This window comes from Enterobacter sp. 22452 (assembly GCF_052045065.1).
Taxonomy (GTDB): domain Bacteria; phylum Pseudomonadota; class Gammaproteobacteria; order Enterobacterales; family Enterobacteriaceae; genus Enterobacter; species Enterobacter mori.
On the sequence record NZ_JBQEOB010000002.1, the window covers coordinates 220,349 to 235,544 of the forward strand.

The window sequence follows — 15,196 nt, forward strand, 5'->3', positions numbered from 1 at the left end:
GTAGCATTATGAAGACACATCCACAGTACGAACCCTGGCTGCAGGGCATGCTCACCATCGCGAAGCACTATCGGCTGGACTTTTCGGCGGAGCACGTTCGGGTCACGATTAACCATGAAAGCCAGTCTCCCCGCCAGCTGGTGCTGGAGGAGATGGCGCGCCAGCTTGGGCTGGGGATGCGTGTGGTGGCGGCTGAAGCGGTATCCCTCGACCCGTGGCGTCTGCCGCTGCTGGCGGAGTTCACCGGCGGACAAATCGCGGTCATTAACCGCATGGACAGCGAAGGCAACGTCAGCCTGCAGTTCAGCGGGGACGCGGGGCTGGAGACGACGCTGACGCGTGACGAACTCGGAGCGCGGTTAAAGGGGCTGATGGTGTTGCGCCCGCTCGAATCCACGCCGGATGCCCGCGTGGACGACTACATCAAACCCTATGAGAAAAACTGGTTCTGGCAGCTGGCGCTGAAAGACTGGCGACGCTACAGCGACATCATGCTGGTGGCGCTGGTGGCCAACGTGCTGGCGCTTTCCGGCATGGTCTTCTCCATGCAAGTGTACGACAGGGTGGTTCCGTCGCAGTCGGAAGCCACGCTGTGGGTGCTGTTTGGCGGCGTGATGATTGCCATTCTGTTCGAATTCATCATGCGCATGCTGCGCGTGCATATTTCTGACGTGGTGGGGAAACGCGCCGACCTGCGTATCTCTGAACGCGTGTTTGCCCACGCGCTGCGGATTAAAAACGGTGCACGCTCGAAATCGACCGGATCGTTTATCGCGCAGATCCGCGAGCTGGAGTCGGTGCGCGAGCTCATCACCTCGACCACCATTGCGGCCATTTCCGATCTGCCGTTCTTCCTGCTGTTCGTCTTCATTCTGTGGATGATTGGCGGCCCGCTGGTGCTGGTGGTCCTGCTCGCCGTGCCGCTGCTGCTTATTCCCGGCCTGCTGGTGCAGCGCCCGCTGGGGAAACTCTCCAGCGAAGGGATGCGCGAATCCGCCATTCGTAACGCCACGCTGGTGGAAGCGGTGCAGGGCCTTGAAGACATCAAGCTGATGCGCGCCGAACAGCGTTTCCAGAACCAGTGGAATAACACCAACGACGTCGCCGCCAGCGTCGGCATGAAACAGCGCTGGCTGACGGGTTTGCTGCTCACGTGGACGCAGGAGGTACAGTCAATCGTCTATGCGGTGGTACTGCTGGTCGGCTGTTACCTGGTCATCAGCGGCGACATGACCACCGGTGCGCTGGTAGGGACCTCGATTCTGGCGTCGCGCACTATCGCGCCGCTGTCGCAGATCTCAGGCGTGCTCTCGCGCTGGCAGTCGGCAAAGGTGGCGCGCAAGGGGCTGGACGACCTAATGCAGCGCCCGATTGACGATCCGCAGCACGGCAAGAAGGTGCACAAAGCCCACCTGCGCGGCGACTATAGCCTTGAGGACGTCGGATTTTATTACGACGAGGAAGAGAAACTCACCGTGCTCAACATCAGCAAGCTGCAGATCCGCGCCGGGGAGCGCGTGGCGGTGCTTGGGCGTAATGGCTCCGGTAAAAGCACGCTGTTACAGCTTCTGGCGGGCATGCAGGAGCCGCAGCAGGGGAGCATCCTGCTCGACGATATCGCCCTGAATCATCTGGACCCGGCCGATGTGCGTCGCGACATGCAGCTGCTTAGCCAGCAGGCCCGGCTGTTCTTTGGCTCCGTGCGGGACAACATTCTGATGGGCAACCCGCTCGCCACCGACGACGAGATTCATCAGGCGCTGGTCAACAGCGGCGCGCTGGAGTTTGTGCGTAAGCAGAAAATGGGGCTGAACACCATCATCAACGAGGGCGGAACGGGCCTGTCGGGCGGGCAGCGTCAGGCGCTATTGCTGGCGCGCGCGCTGATCGTCTCACCCAATATCCTGCTGCTGGACGAACCGACCGCCTGGCTGGACGAAATGAGCGAAAAGCAGTTTATACAGCATCTCCACAAATGGCTGGGTAAACGCCGGACGCTGGTGGTAGCGACGCATCGCCTGCCGATTCTGGATTTGGTCGACCGCATCATCGTGCTGGAAAACGGCAAGGTGGTGATGGACGGCCCGCGCGATGCGATCCTGCACCAGCACGGTATGGCACCGCAGAAAGCCGCACAGCGTACCGTCACCATGAAAACGGAGGGCGTGGCATGAATGATTTCTCTCGCTTTAACAGCCGTCTGAAAGAGCCGCGCCTGCCGCGCTCGTCACTGGTGGCATGGTCGCTGTTCGCCCTGCTGGCGGTCTTTATCGTCTGGGCGAGCCTGTTCAAGCTGGATGAGGTGACGACCGGCAGCGGTAAGGTGATCCCGTCCTCCCACGAGCAGGTGATCCAGTCCCTGGAAGGGGGGATTATCCACAGCCTGATGGTGCGCGAGGGCGATATTGTTGAACGCGGCCAACAGCTCGCGCAGCTTGACCGGACAAAAACCGAGTCCAGCGTGCTGGAGAGTGAGTCTCGCCTGAATGCGGCGCTGGCAACGGCGGCACGCCTGAAGGCCGAGGTGAACGATACGGAACTTGCGTTCCCGGAAGAGCTGGATGACGACGTTGAGCTGGTTAAACAGGAAACGGCGCTCTACCAGTCCCGTCGTGAAAGCCTCGAAAAAGGGCTGGCCGGTTTACGTCAGGGCGCCGAGCTGGTGCAGCGCGAGCTGTCGTTGACCCGTCCGCTGGTGACCCAGGGGGCGGCCAGCAAGGTTGAGGTATTACGTCTTGAGCGTCAAAAAAATGAGCTTGAGAATAAAATCACCGAGATGAAAAACCAGTATTACGTTCGCGCCCGTGAAGAACTGGCGAAAGCCAATGCGGAGATTGAAGCCCAGCGTTCGGTGATGAAAGGGCGTGAGGACTCCCTGACCCGGCTGACCTTCAATGCACCGGTTCGCGGGATCGTGAAGGATATTGACGTCACAACCGTGGGAGGCGTTATCCCGCCGAACGGCAAGCTGATGAGCCTGGTCCCGCTGGACGATCAGATGGTGGTTGAAGCGAAAATCTCGCCGCGCGACGTCGCCTTTATTCATCCCGGCCAGAAAGCGCTGGTGAAAATTACGGCCTATGACTATTCCATTTACGGCGGACTGGAAGGGGAAGTGACCATGATTTCCCCGGACACCCTGCAGGATGAGGTGAAAAGGGATGTCTACTACTACCGCGTCTATATTCGTACCGACAGTAACCATCTGACCAATAAGCAAGGTCAGGAATTTCCGGTCTTTCCGGGCATGATTGCTACCGTTGATATTAAAACCGGCAGCAAAACCATTCTGGATTATCTGTTGAAGCCGCTGAACAAGGCGAAAGAGGCGCTGCGGGAAAGATAAGATAGTGGCGTTCGGGATCCCGAACGCCATGTGAATTATACCGTTGACGTCACGTTGTTGAGGTGGCGTCGCTCTTTCGGAACCACGTTGATGTAATGCGTGACATACGCGAAATACAAACCGGCATAATTTTCCACAAGTTCGAGAAAGGCCGGGTAAATGGACATCCTTCCATCACCCCGATCTTTAAGGTAGCCCGCCTCTTGCGCGGTTTTGATAATTCGGTTGACGTGAATGCGTGAAACAAAAAATTCCTTAGCGAGCGTGCTGGCAGAATAATCAATAATTGCGCCATGTGCTGATTTATTTTTTACCGCCTGTAGATAAAGATATAGCATAATCATTCGGCCTCCGTCTTTATCGATAAATAACCCCACTTCCGGTAAAACCTTCCTGAACGTTAATCCCCGAAAAAGGTATTCCGCCGCGCGGCGGAAAAAGTTATTTCTTAAAATGTCACTATCCAACAAATTGACGTCAATATTAAACGCAGGATACAGAATACTGACGGGTATAAATGCGCCGGACATATAGCGTTTAAGTTCATTTAATCCTTTTTCGGTTGGGGTAATTCTTGTTTTTCGCCTGTCTTCCGTACAGCGCCAGGTCCTGATGCGCCCGGTGGTTCGAAGTATCGTAATGATCGCAATGACGCTGTTGGGGCTGGCTATTTTATAGCGTGAACATAACTCTTTGATCTCTGAAACGGATTCGGCTTGATTTCCAAAAATAAAACAACACATGGAGAGAATAATGTTAAACCGTGATTCCTGCAGCATTGTTTTGTAGAACAAAGGTTGTTTTTTATAGATGGTGTCATTAATTGCGTAGTGCTCTAATATTGCCTCACCGAATCGCGGGTTGTTCTTTATAACATCCCTTCGATGTAGCAAGGCCCTGGATGAGATGTGATTATCCATAGCGTTTTTCTCGTGTTTAATGAACCGATAGATGAAGTGTTAAGCCTTCTTTTTCGGAATATTCATTATACCTGAGAAACTGTCGTTTGCGGTCGTTATTTGAAAAGAAAGATATATTTTCAGTCATGATAAGGGGCAGGTGATTAACGCAAAGATGTTCCGGTCAATGGCGTCGATAACGATATCTTAACCACTCGGCGTGCTGTAAAATCATTATTCAAGCCAGGTGAATTAAGTTTTTTGCATTTATAAAAATGAGATTGGCGCTTTCGTGCCCAGGAGCAGGTTATGACTCAAAAAACGTCTCTCAGAAATACTGCTTGCGATGAGCAAAAATTTGTCATCTCAACCTGCTGTTTCACATTTCAGGGATATTGTCTGCTGCTCAAACAGTATGGGATAAACGCCTCACTTATACACTTTGAAGAAGATGAGGTGCACCAACGAGATCTTGAAGATGTCGTTAAAAATCAGCACGCTAGCGTTTCAGTATTTCTTGGGAAGGGCGTTGTGGAACTTCTTGCCAGCCTGAAGCGGCTGGCATCAGTGCTGAACGCGCTGCCCGTTATTCGACGCGTAACCCTGTATGGTGACATCCCCGATGGTTGGCTCTATTGTACGCTGAGAAGCCTTTTAAATAATAGCCAGCAATTGTCAGTGATTCGTATATCCAGCGTTGCTGATTTGGCATCCAGCCTTAATATTCGCGGCGAAAAGCTTAAGGAACGTTCGCGCTTATTACGCAGCCAATATATGGCATCCGCCAACCAGGTAAAAATAAAAGGCTTAACAAAAAGAGAGATTGATGTTTTATTACGCTTCTACCGAGGGATGTCCGTAAAAGAGCAGTGTGAAAGCACGGGGTTGTCTAATAAAACTATTTATACTCACCGTAAGGAAGGGATGAATAAATTACATGTGATTAGACAATGGCTAAACGATCCGCACAATTTTAGAGCGGAAAGCCGTGACGTCATGCCCAATAGAAATGAAGGATTCACCGATAAAGAAGTCGATATTTATAACGCACTGTTGAAAAGAGAAATATTTCCAGCGTATCAGATCATTACCGATCGTGATAAAAAAGGGGTAGGCTTTGAGATACTTATTCGCTGGAATAAAAACGGTAAAATTGTTAAGCCCGCCAGCTTCCTTAATGATATCTCACATCATGAAATATGGTTAAAGATTACGGCGTTGGTCATCCACGCCGCCGTTTGCGGAATTAATAAATATAATGGGAAGTTTTATTTTTCCGTGAATATTCCCCCACGTCTGGCCTCCGGGAATGCCTTACCGGATATGGCCAGGAAGGCCACCGGCATGCTGCTCAAACCGCAGTGGGCGGAAAAGCTGGTGTTTGAGTTCGCGGAAAGCATTGATGTGATGAAGGACAGCAGGATCCCTGAAACCATGCGTCTCCTGCGGAACACGGGGTGTAGATTATTTTTGGACGACTGCTTCTCCAACCATCACACCCTGTTCCCCGTCAGGCAGGTGCATTTTGATGGGCTGAAGCTTGACCGGGATATCGTCGAACATTTTGTGGCAAATGATAATGACTACCATCTCATTAAAGCGATACAAATTTATAGCGACATGACCGGAACGGATTGCATCGCAGAGGGCGTTGACAGTGAAGAGAAGTTTGAAAAATTAGTTGAGCTGGGGGTGAAAAGCTTCCAGGGTTATTATCTGTCGCGGGCTGTAAAAGAGGAAGAATTAGACAGGATGGTAAGAATGTTTAGCTAGAAAATAAAGCCCCGGAGGGCCTTTATTATTTTCGTCCCAGTAGCAGGCCGAGAACAATACCCACTGCACCGGCGGCAATGAGCCCGGTAAGCGGATTATTCTTAACCGCTTCCGTTACGTCAGAAACGGCATCGCTGGCCTGGGCGGCATATTTTCTCGCCGCACCTTTGACCTGATGCTTTGGTGAATCAACGAATTCACCAAACTGCTGCTGCGCTGAACCTGCCAGTTCATCAAGCTTATTTTTGGCCTTGTCTTCTGCAAACTGGGTGTTTTTATCAGTACCGAGATCGGACATTTTTACCTCCTTTTGTTGATAATTAAAGGATAGCCGCTCTTTAAGGATGTGAGAGACGAAAGGTTAATTTCGGCACCTGACAGGGCTGTTTTCGGATATATCTCTGTGCGGGGGACTCACACAGAGAGACGCTGTTATTCGGCAAAACTCAGCAGCGCTTCGCCATCAAGACGATAGCGAACCCATTCGGACTGCGGCAGCGCGCCTATGCTCAGGTAAAAATCAATGGCGGGCTGGTTCCAGTCAAGCACGCTCCATTCAAGGCGGCCGCACTGCCGTTTTACCGCGAGCTGCGCGATATGTTTCAGCAGCGCTCTTCCCGCGCCTTTTCCACGATAATCCGGGGAAACGTACAGGTCTTCCATGTAAATACCGTTGCGTCCTAGCCAGGTAGAATAGCTGGTGAAGAACACGGCATAGCCGGCGATCTTACCTTCATATTCCGCGATCAACGCTTCGGTTTGACTGCCGGTGCCAAAGAGCGTTTCCCGGATCTCCTCTGGCGTGGTCACGACTTCTTCCGGCGCTTTTTCATACACCGCGAGCTCGTAGATCATGTCGTAAATTGCCGCCGCATCTTCGGGACGGGCCTGACGAATGGTTATGCTCATTGTTTTTCCTGTTTTTGTAGCCTGTATTTCGATTGATGGCGTTAAGCATACGGAGTATTGTCCGAAGAATTAAGTGCAATGAAATCAACAAATGATGAATATTATGCATCCGGCACTGAGACGCCTTGATTTAAACCTGCTGCCCGTTTTCGACGCGATTTACCGCCACCGTTCCGTTCGGCTGGCCGCTGATGAGCTGGCGATGAGTACTTCGGCGCTGAGCCATGCGCTGTCGCGTTTACGCATTACCCTTAATGACCCGCTTTTTTTTCGGGAAGGGCATCGCATGTCCCCCAGCGTGTATGCCACTCAGCTTGCGCCTTCTATTGCTTCCGCATTGTCGTTCCTGAATCATGAGCTGACCCCGCAGCCAGAGTTTGACCCGGCCAACAGTACCGAAAGCTTACAAATTGGGATTACGGACTTTACCGCGCTGTGCATTTTCCCCGTGCTGATGCACAAACTGCAGCTTGCTGCCCCGGGTTTGCGTTTCGAATTACGCTATCTGCCGCACAGCCCGGCGCTGACGGAACTGCTGGCAGGTGAAGTGGATCTCGCGCTGGGGTTCAGCACTCAGGATGATACCCGGCACCCGGAACTGGAAGAGATCGACTGGTTTGAAGATGAGTATGTGGTCATCAGCAACGCACGCCGGACGCGTCTGACGCTGGAGGATTATCTCGCAGCACGACACCTGGTGGTGACGCCATGGAATGAGAAGCAAGGCGTTCTGGACGTGCGGCTCGAACAACTGGGCTATACCCGACAAATTGCGATCAAAACGCCGTCGATGCTCAGCGCGCCCTTTATCGTTGCGGAAAGCGACCTGCTGATGGCGATCCCCCGTTTTGCCGCTGAGAAGCTGGCTGCGGCAGCTGACCTGAGGATTTTTCCTTTACCGTTTTCGATACGCACGTTTGAAGTGAAAATTTATTCGCATAAACGCAGCGGCCAGCGGGGCGCGACTCGATGGCTTAAGGAGGAGTTGCAAATGCTGGCGCAGACTGGCCGCTAAACGCCAGAATCCTGACCGAACTTACTAATTATGGAGAGGTAATACCGGCCGCATATCGTTGTGCGGCAGCAATCGCCCTGTCGTCAAAAATATACTGTTCGAAATGATGGCTTACGTCAGTTACGCGATAAATTTTCCATTTACCGTCTTCTGTGCGCAGATACACTTTTAGCTGCAGTTTCCGCTCATTACCCACACCCAGCTGAACGTTAACAACTTTTCCGGACGCATAGTTAATCGCATTGCTTACGCTTAGGTCAGGGATCCACTCCGCCGCATAGTCCTGCGTATAGGTAAAATAGTCGGAACCGATAATTTCCTGCTCATAGAGAGAGGATATTTTCTGCAGTCGGGAGAGCGTGTCTTGCGCAATATAGTCACGCATTTTTAGTGAATCGAGATCATCTTCTTTGCTGTCTGTGACGAAAGCCATGAGGTAGAACGTATAAAAATCATGTGTACGTTTTTCAGGCGTAACCATCTGTGTTGCACACCCCGTCAGAAACAGGCACATCAAAAGAACGTTACGCATTAGTTTTTCCTGTAAATCTTGTAAGTAGGTCGTGCGGAGCGATATCCCGGACCACCCCACATATCTCTTTGTCTGAAATCAGAGTACCAGGTTGTGCCGTCATAAATTGCCATATGGCCCGCAGGATTACCGCCATCATAAGGTTGAATAACAACCACGTCGCCTTCCTGTAATATTTCACCTTGCCCTAAAACTCGGAAACCTGCTCGTTCAAGGTTACTGCCATAGTCTTTTGCGTTAGGTGCATTGCCAATATCCACGCCACCTGCACGTATTGCCTTACGCGTAAATTCTCCACAACGTCTTTGCGATGAAGTGCCGGCATTCTGGCGTGCGTGTAGAGCTGCTGCGTGTTTGTTCCATGCCATTTGTTAACTCCTGTTGTATAGGAAAAAGTCACTAAACAACGTGAGGTTGAATCCGGTTAGGCAATTAATGTTATTGAAAAATCAAATATTTCAGTTAGTTATATCTTTTGGGGTTTTCATTTGCTTGGCTGATGATATGCAGTAGATACGCTGTTGTTGCGGCGGAAATAGAAGGTTTACATCACCAGGAAAGTAAAATACCATACCCCCCTATAGTATCTTAACGGAGGGCGTATGCCACATTCACCCGAAGATAAAAAACGCATTCTTACGCGCGTCCGTCGCATTCGGGGCCAGGTTGATGCCCTTGAACGTGCGCTGGAATCGGGCGATCCCTGCCTTGCCATATTGCAGCAAATCGCCGCCGTGCGTGGCGCTGCCAATGGCCTGATGGGCGAAATGGTCGAAATTCACCTCAAAGATGAGCTGGTGACGGGGGAGACAACCCCGGATCAGCGGGCAGTTCGGATGGCGGAAGTCGGCCATTTGCTGCGCTCTTATCTAAAATAAACCCACAGACATCACATAAGGGAAGTCATTATGAAATCACGCGCAGCCGTCGCATTTGGTCCAGGCCAGCCGTTAAAAATCGTTGAAATCGACGTTGCACCGCCAAAGAAAGGCGAAGTGCTGATCAAAATCACCCATACCGGCGTGTGCCATACCGATGCGTTTACGCTGTCCGGTGACGATCCTGAAGGCGTTTTCCCGGCGGTGCTCGGCCACGAAGGTGGCGGTATCGTGGTTGAAGTAGGTGAGGGCGTGACCAGCCTGAAGCCGGGCGATCATGTTATTCCTCTCTACACCGCAGAATGCGGCGAGTGTAAGTTCTGTAAATCCGGCAAAACCAACCTCTGTCAGGCCGTTCGCGCCACCCAGGGCAAAGGCCTGATGCCGGACGGTACTACGCGTTTCTCCTACAACGGCGAGCCGATTTATCACTACATGGGCACCAGCACGTTTAGCGAGTACACCGTCTGTGCGGAAATTTCACTGGCGAAGGTCAACCCTCAGGCGCCGCTGGATAAAGTCTGCCTGCTGGGCTGCGGCGTGACCACCGGTATCGGTGCGGTACACAACACGGCGAAAGTGAAAGAAGGCGATACCGTTGCGGTGTTCGGTCTCGGTGGGATTGGTCTGGCGGTGATCCAGGGCGCGGTGCAGGCGAAAGCAGGCCGTATCATTGCTGTCGACACCAACCCGGAGAAATTCAAACTGGCGGGTGAAATGGGCGCGACCGATTTCGTGAACCCGAAAGATCACGAAAAGCCGGTGCAGGACGTGATTGTTGAGCTCACCGACGGCGGCGTTGATTTTAGCTTCGAGTGTATCGGCAACGTGAACGTCATGCGTTCCGCGCTGGAGTGCTGCCACAAGGGCTGGGGCGAGAGCATCATCATCGGCGTGGCGGGTGCGGGTCAGGAGATCAAAACGCGTCCATTCCAGCTGGTGACCGGTCGCGTATGGCGCGGTTCGGCGTTTGGCGGCGTGAAAGGGCGTACCCAGCTGCCGGGAATGGTTGAAGATGCAATGGTCGGCAAAATTCAGCTGGATCCGTTCATTACGCACCGTTTGCCGCTGGAGCAGATCAACGAAGCTTTCGATCTGATGCATGAAGGTAAATCCATTCGTACCGTCATTCATTTCGGCGACAAGTAACTCTTCTGCCAGCGGTTTTTCGCCGCTGGCGTTTCTTTAATAATCTTCTCTAAAGTGTGACCAGTGCGGCGTTTTTAGCCGTAATCTAAATCCCTGCCGTGCCGATGACTATCTATACCCGTCATACTTCAAGTTGCCTGTGCGTTGGCCGCACTCGTTCACCCCAGTCACTTACTTATGTAAGCTCCCGGGGATTCACTCCCTTGCCGCCTTCATGCAACTCGAATTATTTAGGGTATAACACGCATATTTTTACGCATCTTACCTATAAGAGAGTCGACGGTCATGGACAACACAACTTCGATGCAGGCGCAGCGCAAGCTGGGCTTCTTGCATCACATCAGGCTGGTTCCGCTGTTTTCCTCCATTCTCGGTGGCATTATTCTTCTGTTTGCCTTGAGCGCAGGTCTGGCTGGGTATTTCCTGTTGCAGGCTGATACCGATCAGCAGGATGTCACATCAGAAATTCAGGTGCGTATGGGGCTTTCGAACAGCTCCAACCATTTACGTACCGCGCGAATCAATATGATCCATGCCGGTGCGGCCAGCCGTATCGCGGAAATGGAGGCGATGAAGCAAAACATCAGCGAGGCGGAAACACGCATCAAGCAATCGCAGTCAAGCTTTACCGCCTATATGAATCGCGCCGTGCGCACCTCAGCGGACGAAGCGCTGGATGCTGAGCTGAAAGCACGCTATGACGCCTATATTGCGGGGCTGCAGCCGATGGTGAAATTTGCCAAAAACGGCATGTTTGAGGCGATCATCAATCATGAAAACGAAACCGCGCGTCCGCTGGATGACGCCTACAACGCCGTCCTGCTGAAGGCCATCAAAATCCGTACCGATCGTGCCAGCGCGCTAACCGCTCAGGCCCACACCCGTACACAGCTAGGGCTGATGTTTATGGTCGGCGCGTTTGCGCTGGCGCTGGTGTTAACGGCCATGACCTTTGTGGTGCTGCGCCGGACGGTGATTAACCCGCTTCAGCGTGCAGCCACTCGCATTGAGAATATCGCGAAAGGTGATTTAACCATGCCGGACGATCCGACAAGCCGGAGCGAAATCGGTCGCCTGACGCGGGATCTGCAAACCATGCAGCATTCGCTGGTGACCACCGTAGGCACCGTGCGCCAGGGGGCAGAAGAGATTTATCGCGGCACCAGCGAGATCTCTGCGGGGAATACCGACCTCTCTTCTCGTACCGAACAGCAGGCAGCCGCGATTGAGCAGACCGCCGCCAGCATGGAGCAGTTGACTGCAACGGTGAAACAGAACGCCGATAACGCCCATCATGCCAGCAAACTGGCGGAAGATGCCTCCGGCAAAGCCAGCCGCGGCGGCCAGATGGTGTCCGGCGTGGTGAAAACGATGGGCAATATCTCGACCAGTTCGAAGAAAATTTCAGAAATTACCGCCGTGATTAACAGCATTGCCTTCCAGACCAATATTCTGGCGCTGAACGCCGCCGTCGAAGCGGCGCGTGCAGGCGAACAGGGACGAGGCTTTGCGGTGGTGGCGAGTGAAGTGCGTACGCTGGCAAGCCGCAGCGCCAACGCCGCAAAAGAGATTGAAAGCCTGATCAACGAGTCGGTGACCCTGATTGACCAGGGGTCGGGTGAAGTGGTCGCGGCGGGGAACACCATGAATGAAATCGTCGAGGCGGTGAAGCGCGTCACCGATATCATGCTGGAAATTGCTGCCGCGTCCGACGAGCAGAGCCGTGGCATTGTCCAGGTGAGCCAGGCCATTTCTGAGATGGATAAAGTCACCCAGCAAAACGCCTCGCTGGTGGAAGAAGCCTCAGCGGCCGCGGCATCGCTGGAAGAACAGGGTGCGCGTCTGACAGAAGCAGTAGGGGCATTTCGGCTGAACGGGGCAACGGCGGGGCGTGCGGTAGCGTCTGCGCCAGTGGCGAAGGGTGTACCATTGCGCCCAGTGGCTACGGTTTCCGGGGATAACTGGGAGACGTTCTGAGTTGCGGGTTTGTCGGGTGGCGCTGCGCTTACCCGACCTACAAAAAACGTGTCAGTAGGCCCGCGTAAGCGCAGCGCCACCGGGCAAAAAAAGGGACCTTTCGGTCCCTTTTTTCATCTGTTACTTCTTATCGGGTAACGCATACGCGATCACGTAATCACCGCGATCCGGCGACTGACGTGCTCCGCCTGCATTAATGATGATGTACTGTTTACCGGTTTTCGGTGAAACGTAGGTCATCGGCCCGGACTGGCTGCCTACCGGCAGACGGTCTTTCCAGATCTCTTTCCCGGTGGCGGTATCAAACGCGCGCAGGTAGAAATCCTGAGTACCGGCGAAGAACAGCAGGCCAGACTGCGTGGAGAGCGATGCGCCAAGGGTTGGCATGCCGATTGGGATTGGCATATGCATACGAATGCCCAGCGGACCGGTATCTTCCACGGTGCCGACAGGAACCTGCCACACCAGCTTGCCGGATTTCAGATCGACCGCTGACATGGTGCCAAACGGCGGTTTCTGGCACGGAATGCCCAGCGGTGACAGGAAGCGCTCACGCATCGCGCCGAACGGCGTGCCGTCCATGGGGACAATCCCCATCTCAATGCCGCTGGCATTTTTCGCAACATTCGCGCGAGGAACCATATAGTTCGCCAGACCCAGACGCATATCGTTGACGAACATCAGGCCATTGTTCGGGTCAACCGACACGCTGCCCCAGTTCATCCCGCCGAGAGAGCCAGGGAACTGCAGGGAACGGTCCAGACCCGGCGGGGTGAAGACGCCCTGATGACGCATCTCTTTAAACTGAATACGGCACAGCAGCAGGTCAACAGGCGTCGCCCCCCACATGTCGGATTCGGTCAGCGTCTGGTTGCCAATCATCGGCATACCTACGGAATACGGCTGGGTTGGGGAGTAGCGTTCACCTTCAACGTTACCCGCCGGAACGGGACGTTCTTCAACCTTCGCCACCGGCTTACCGGTTTCGCGGTTAAGCATGAAGATCATGCCCTGCTTGCTGGTCTGCACCAGCACCGGCGTGGTGCCGCCTTTACCGTCAGGGAGATCGTACAGCAGCGGCTGGGAAGGCAGGTCAAAGTCCCACAGATCGTGGTGGGTGGTCTGGAAATGCCAGCGCACCTGACCGGTCGTTGCGTCGACGGCCACGATGGAGGAGCTGTATTTGTCGTCCAGCGCGGTACGTTCACCCGCCCAGAAGTCCGGGGTGGCGTTGCCGGTTGGCAGATAAATCAGATTGAGTTTTGCATCGTAAGACATGGCTGACCAGACGTTCGGCGTGCCGCGCGTGTAGGTCTGGCCTTCCGGCGGCAGGCCGGTGAGGTTCGGATTACCCGGATCCCACGCCCAGGCCAGCTTGCCGGTGTGAACATCGTATGCGCGCACTACGCCCGGCGGTTCGCCGGTGGAGAAGTTATCCGCGACGCGACCGCCGACGACAACGACATTCCCGGCCACCAGCGGCGTGGAGGTCTGCTGATAATACCCGGGCTTGATCTCACCCATGCCGACGCTCAGATCCACGGTGCCGTGGTCGCCGAAGTCTTCGCAGACCTTGCCGTTATCCGCATTGATGGCAATCAGGCGGGCATCGGTAGTCGGCAGGAACAGACGGCGAGGGCATGCCGCAGGCTGTGTTTCCGTCTGTGAGGCTGTCACGCTTGAGCTATCTTCAAAATAGCCCAGACCGCGGCAGCGCTGCCAGTTAGGGGCCGTAGCTTTAGAATCGTAACGCCATTTTTCTTTACCGGAATCTACGTCCAGCGCCAGCACTTTGCTGTACGGCGTACAGACATACAGCGTGTCGCCAATCTGTAACGGGGTATTCTGATCTTCCGCACCCGAGCCGTTGCTCTGCGGGATATCCCCGGTGTGTGCAACCCAGGCGACTTTAAGATGGCTGACGTTTTGCTTGTTAATCTGGTCCAGCGCGGCAAAGCGATCGCCGTGGGTCGTGTTCCCCCAGTGCGCCCAGTTTTTCTGCTGCTCGCCTTCGGCGACAGGTTTTACCGGCACTGATTCATTCGCGGCAACCAGCGTCTGCGGCTTAAACATCCAGCCCAGGCTGACCAGCATGACCACGGCCAGCACGGCGGCAATGCCAAAAGCGGGCGCTTTGTTAACCGGCTCACGCGTATTCGCGGCGCGCAGGAAGGGCCACACAATGGCGCACAGGAACGCCAGCACGGCGAAGGTGAAGAGGCGGGAAAAGAGCGGCCAAAAATCCCAGCCTGCATCGTTTACCGCCCAGAATAACGAGGCGATAAACGCGATACCATACAGCACCATGCCGCTGGTGCGGTTGGTGAATATCAGGATGGCAGCAATTACCATCACCGCACCCATGATCAGGAAGTACAGGCTTCCACCTACTGTAGCGAGCTTCAAGCCCAGCCCGCCGACTGCCAGACCGATGAGCATCATCAGTCCGACAAGGAGCCACTGCAGGATACGAGGTAACCCGCGTGGCGCGCTGCCAAATGCCATGTCTATCTCCTTAAACACGCCCGCCCGTCTGGTGTGCTGTGCGCATCTGTACCAATTGGGTCATGCAGGACGGGCGTTATGATGTTTTTACCGTTTGAATAGCGTGAAATTCACTCGTATAAATTCGTGTGCGAACCATTTGGTGAATTCGCGGCTATGATAAAACTGTTAAATTGTTTTACGCAATTGTTAATGAATGATTTCGCATTATTT

General features: G+C 53.9%; 13 protein-coding genes. 7 read left to right on the top strand and 6 right to left on the bottom strand.

All coding sequences use genetic code 11. The features are described from left to right. Positions 1 to 8 precede the first annotated feature (8 nt). Both ACTJJA_RS06245 and ACTJJA_RS06250 read left to right on the top strand, forming a co-directional pair. Positions 9 to 2,174, top strand: coding sequence for a type I secretion system permease/ATPase (locus ACTJJA_RS06245; protein ID WP_440666838.1), 2,166 nt, complete (start codon positions 9 to 11; stop codon positions 2,172 to 2,174). Continuing rightward, a complete protein-coding gene (locus tag ACTJJA_RS06250) occupies positions 2,171 to 3,346 on the top strand; it encodes an HlyD family type I secretion periplasmic adaptor subunit (protein WP_421512248.1) in 1,176 nt (391 codons plus the stop codon). Before ACTJJA_RS06245 ends, ACTJJA_RS06250 begins: the two co-directional genes overlap by 4 nt. Positions 3,347 to 3,381: 35 nt before the next feature. Here the strand turns inward: ACTJJA_RS06250 and ACTJJA_RS06255 are convergent, their stop codons facing one another. Beyond that, positions 3,382 to 4,266: a MarR family transcriptional regulator gene (locus ACTJJA_RS06255; protein ID WP_440666842.1), complete on the bottom strand. Its 885-nt coding sequence runs from the start codon at positions 4,264 to 4,266 to the stop codon at positions 3,382 to 3,384. 288 nt (positions 4,267 to 4,554) lie between these two features. Here ACTJJA_RS06255 and ACTJJA_RS06260 point away from each other — a divergent pair, with 288 nt between their 5' ends. Continuing rightward, complete coding sequence (locus ACTJJA_RS06260; RefSeq protein ID WP_440666843.1) at positions 4,555 to 6,018, top strand: EAL domain-containing protein; 1,464 nt, start codon at positions 4,555 to 4,557, stop codon at positions 6,016 to 6,018. A 25-nt stretch (positions 6,019 to 6,043) separates the two neighbouring features. Here the strand turns inward: ACTJJA_RS06260 and ACTJJA_RS06265 are convergent, their stop codons facing one another. Then, entirely contained in the window at positions 6,044 to 6,316 is a 273-nt protein-coding gene (locus ACTJJA_RS06265) for a DUF883 family protein (RefSeq protein WP_089601338.1), read from the bottom strand. Between the two features lie 134 nt (positions 6,317 to 6,450). Next, on the bottom strand, positions 6,451 to 6,927 hold the full coding sequence (locus tag ACTJJA_RS06270) for an N-acetyltransferase family protein (RefSeq protein WP_440666846.1): 477 nt from the start codon (positions 6,925 to 6,927) through the stop codon (positions 6,451 to 6,453). A 91-nt stretch (positions 6,928 to 7,018) separates the two neighbouring features. On the opposite strand from ACTJJA_RS06270, the gene ACTJJA_RS06275 reads away from it, so the two are divergent. Then, the gene (locus ACTJJA_RS06275; protein ID WP_440666848.1) at positions 7,019 to 7,942 is read left to right on the top strand and encodes a LysR family transcriptional regulator; all 924 of its coding nucleotides are present in this window, start codon (positions 7,019 to 7,021) and stop codon (positions 7,940 to 7,942) included. 28 nt (positions 7,943 to 7,970) lie between these two features. Here the strand turns inward: ACTJJA_RS06275 and ACTJJA_RS06280 are convergent, their stop codons facing one another. Then, the gene (locus tag ACTJJA_RS06280) at positions 7,971 to 8,474 is read right to left on the bottom strand and encodes a YbjP/YqhG family protein (protein ID WP_126816472.1); all 504 of its coding nucleotides are present in this window, start codon (positions 8,472 to 8,474) and stop codon (positions 7,971 to 7,973) included. Further along, entirely contained in the window at positions 8,474 to 8,842 is a 369-nt protein-coding gene (locus tag ACTJJA_RS06285) for a hypothetical protein (protein ID WP_410974788.1), read from the bottom strand. Before ACTJJA_RS06285 ends, ACTJJA_RS06280 begins: the two co-directional genes overlap by 1 nt. Positions 8,843 to 9,076: 234 nt before the next feature. Here ACTJJA_RS06285 and ACTJJA_RS06290 point away from each other — a divergent pair, with 234 nt between their 5' ends. From ACTJJA_RS06290 to ACTJJA_RS06300, 3 genes are all read left to right on the top strand, one after another. Further along, entirely contained in the window at positions 9,077 to 9,352 is a 276-nt protein-coding gene (locus tag ACTJJA_RS06290; protein WP_003857256.1) for a metal/formaldehyde-sensitive transcriptional repressor, read from the top strand. A gap of 30 nt (positions 9,353 to 9,382) precedes the next feature. Then, positions 9,383 to 10,501 carry an S-(hydroxymethyl)glutathione dehydrogenase/class III alcohol dehydrogenase gene (locus ACTJJA_RS06295; RefSeq protein WP_010430994.1) on the top strand — a complete coding sequence of 373 codons (1,119 nt, stop codon included), beginning with the start codon at positions 9,383 to 9,385 and terminating at the stop codon, positions 10,499 to 10,501. A gap of 285 nt (positions 10,502 to 10,786) precedes the next feature. Further along, the gene (locus ACTJJA_RS06300) at positions 10,787 to 12,478 is read left to right on the top strand and encodes a methyl-accepting chemotaxis protein (RefSeq protein ID WP_440666853.1); all 1,692 of its coding nucleotides are present in this window, start codon (positions 10,787 to 10,789) and stop codon (positions 12,476 to 12,478) included. Between the two features lie 120 nt (positions 12,479 to 12,598). Here the strand turns inward: ACTJJA_RS06300 and ACTJJA_RS06305 are convergent, their stop codons facing one another. After that, positions 12,599 to 14,983: a glucose/quinate/shikimate family membrane-bound PQQ-dependent dehydrogenase gene (locus ACTJJA_RS06305; protein WP_440666855.1), complete on the bottom strand. Its 2,385-nt coding sequence runs from the start codon at positions 14,981 to 14,983 to the stop codon at positions 12,599 to 12,601. Positions 14,984 to 15,196: the final 213 nt, after the last annotated feature.

Bases quoted from the DNA above. Each gene is read 5' to 3' on its own strand.
- ACTJJA_RS06255 (WP_440666842.1), bottom strand. From the start codon at position 4,266: ATGGATAATCACATCTCATCCAGGGCCTTGCTACATCGAAGGGATGTT.
- ACTJJA_RS06305 (WP_440666855.1), bottom strand. From the start codon at position 14,983: ATGGCATTTGGCAGCGCGCCACGCGGGTTACCTCGTATCCTGCAGTGG.
- ACTJJA_RS06245 (WP_440666838.1), top strand. From the start codon at position 9: ATGAAGACACATCCACAGTACGAACCCTGGCTGCAGGGCATGCTCACC.
- ACTJJA_RS06295 (WP_010430994.1), top strand. From the start codon at position 9,383: ATGAAATCACGCGCAGCCGTCGCATTTGGTCCAGGCCAGCCGTTAAAA.
- ACTJJA_RS06260 (WP_440666843.1), top strand. From the start codon at position 4,555: ATGACTCAAAAAACGTCTCTCAGAAATACTGCTTGCGATGAGCAAAAA.
- ACTJJA_RS06250 (WP_421512248.1), top strand. From the start codon at position 2,171: ATGAATGATTTCTCTCGCTTTAACAGCCGTCTGAAAGAGCCGCGCCTG.
- ACTJJA_RS06300 (WP_440666853.1), top strand. From the start codon at position 10,787: ATGGACAACACAACTTCGATGCAGGCGCAGCGCAAGCTGGGCTTCTTG.
- ACTJJA_RS06270 (WP_440666846.1), bottom strand. From the start codon at position 6,927: ATGAGCATAACCATTCGTCAGGCCCGTCCCGAAGATGCGGCGGCAATT.
- ACTJJA_RS06280 (WP_126816472.1), bottom strand. From the start codon at position 8,474: ATGCGTAACGTTCTTTTGATGTGCCTGTTTCTGACGGGGTGTGCAACA.
- ACTJJA_RS06285 (WP_410974788.1), bottom strand. From the start codon at position 8,842: ATGGCATGGAACAAACACGCAGCAGCTCTACACGCACGCCAGAATGCC.
- ACTJJA_RS06265 (WP_089601338.1), bottom strand. From the start codon at position 6,316: ATGTCCGATCTCGGTACTGATAAAAACACCCAGTTTGCAGAAGACAAG.
- ACTJJA_RS06275 (WP_440666848.1), top strand. From the start codon at position 7,019: ATGATGAATATTATGCATCCGGCACTGAGACGCCTTGATTTAAACCTG.
- ACTJJA_RS06290 (WP_003857256.1), top strand. From the start codon at position 9,077: ATGCCACATTCACCCGAAGATAAAAAACGCATTCTTACGCGCGTCCGT.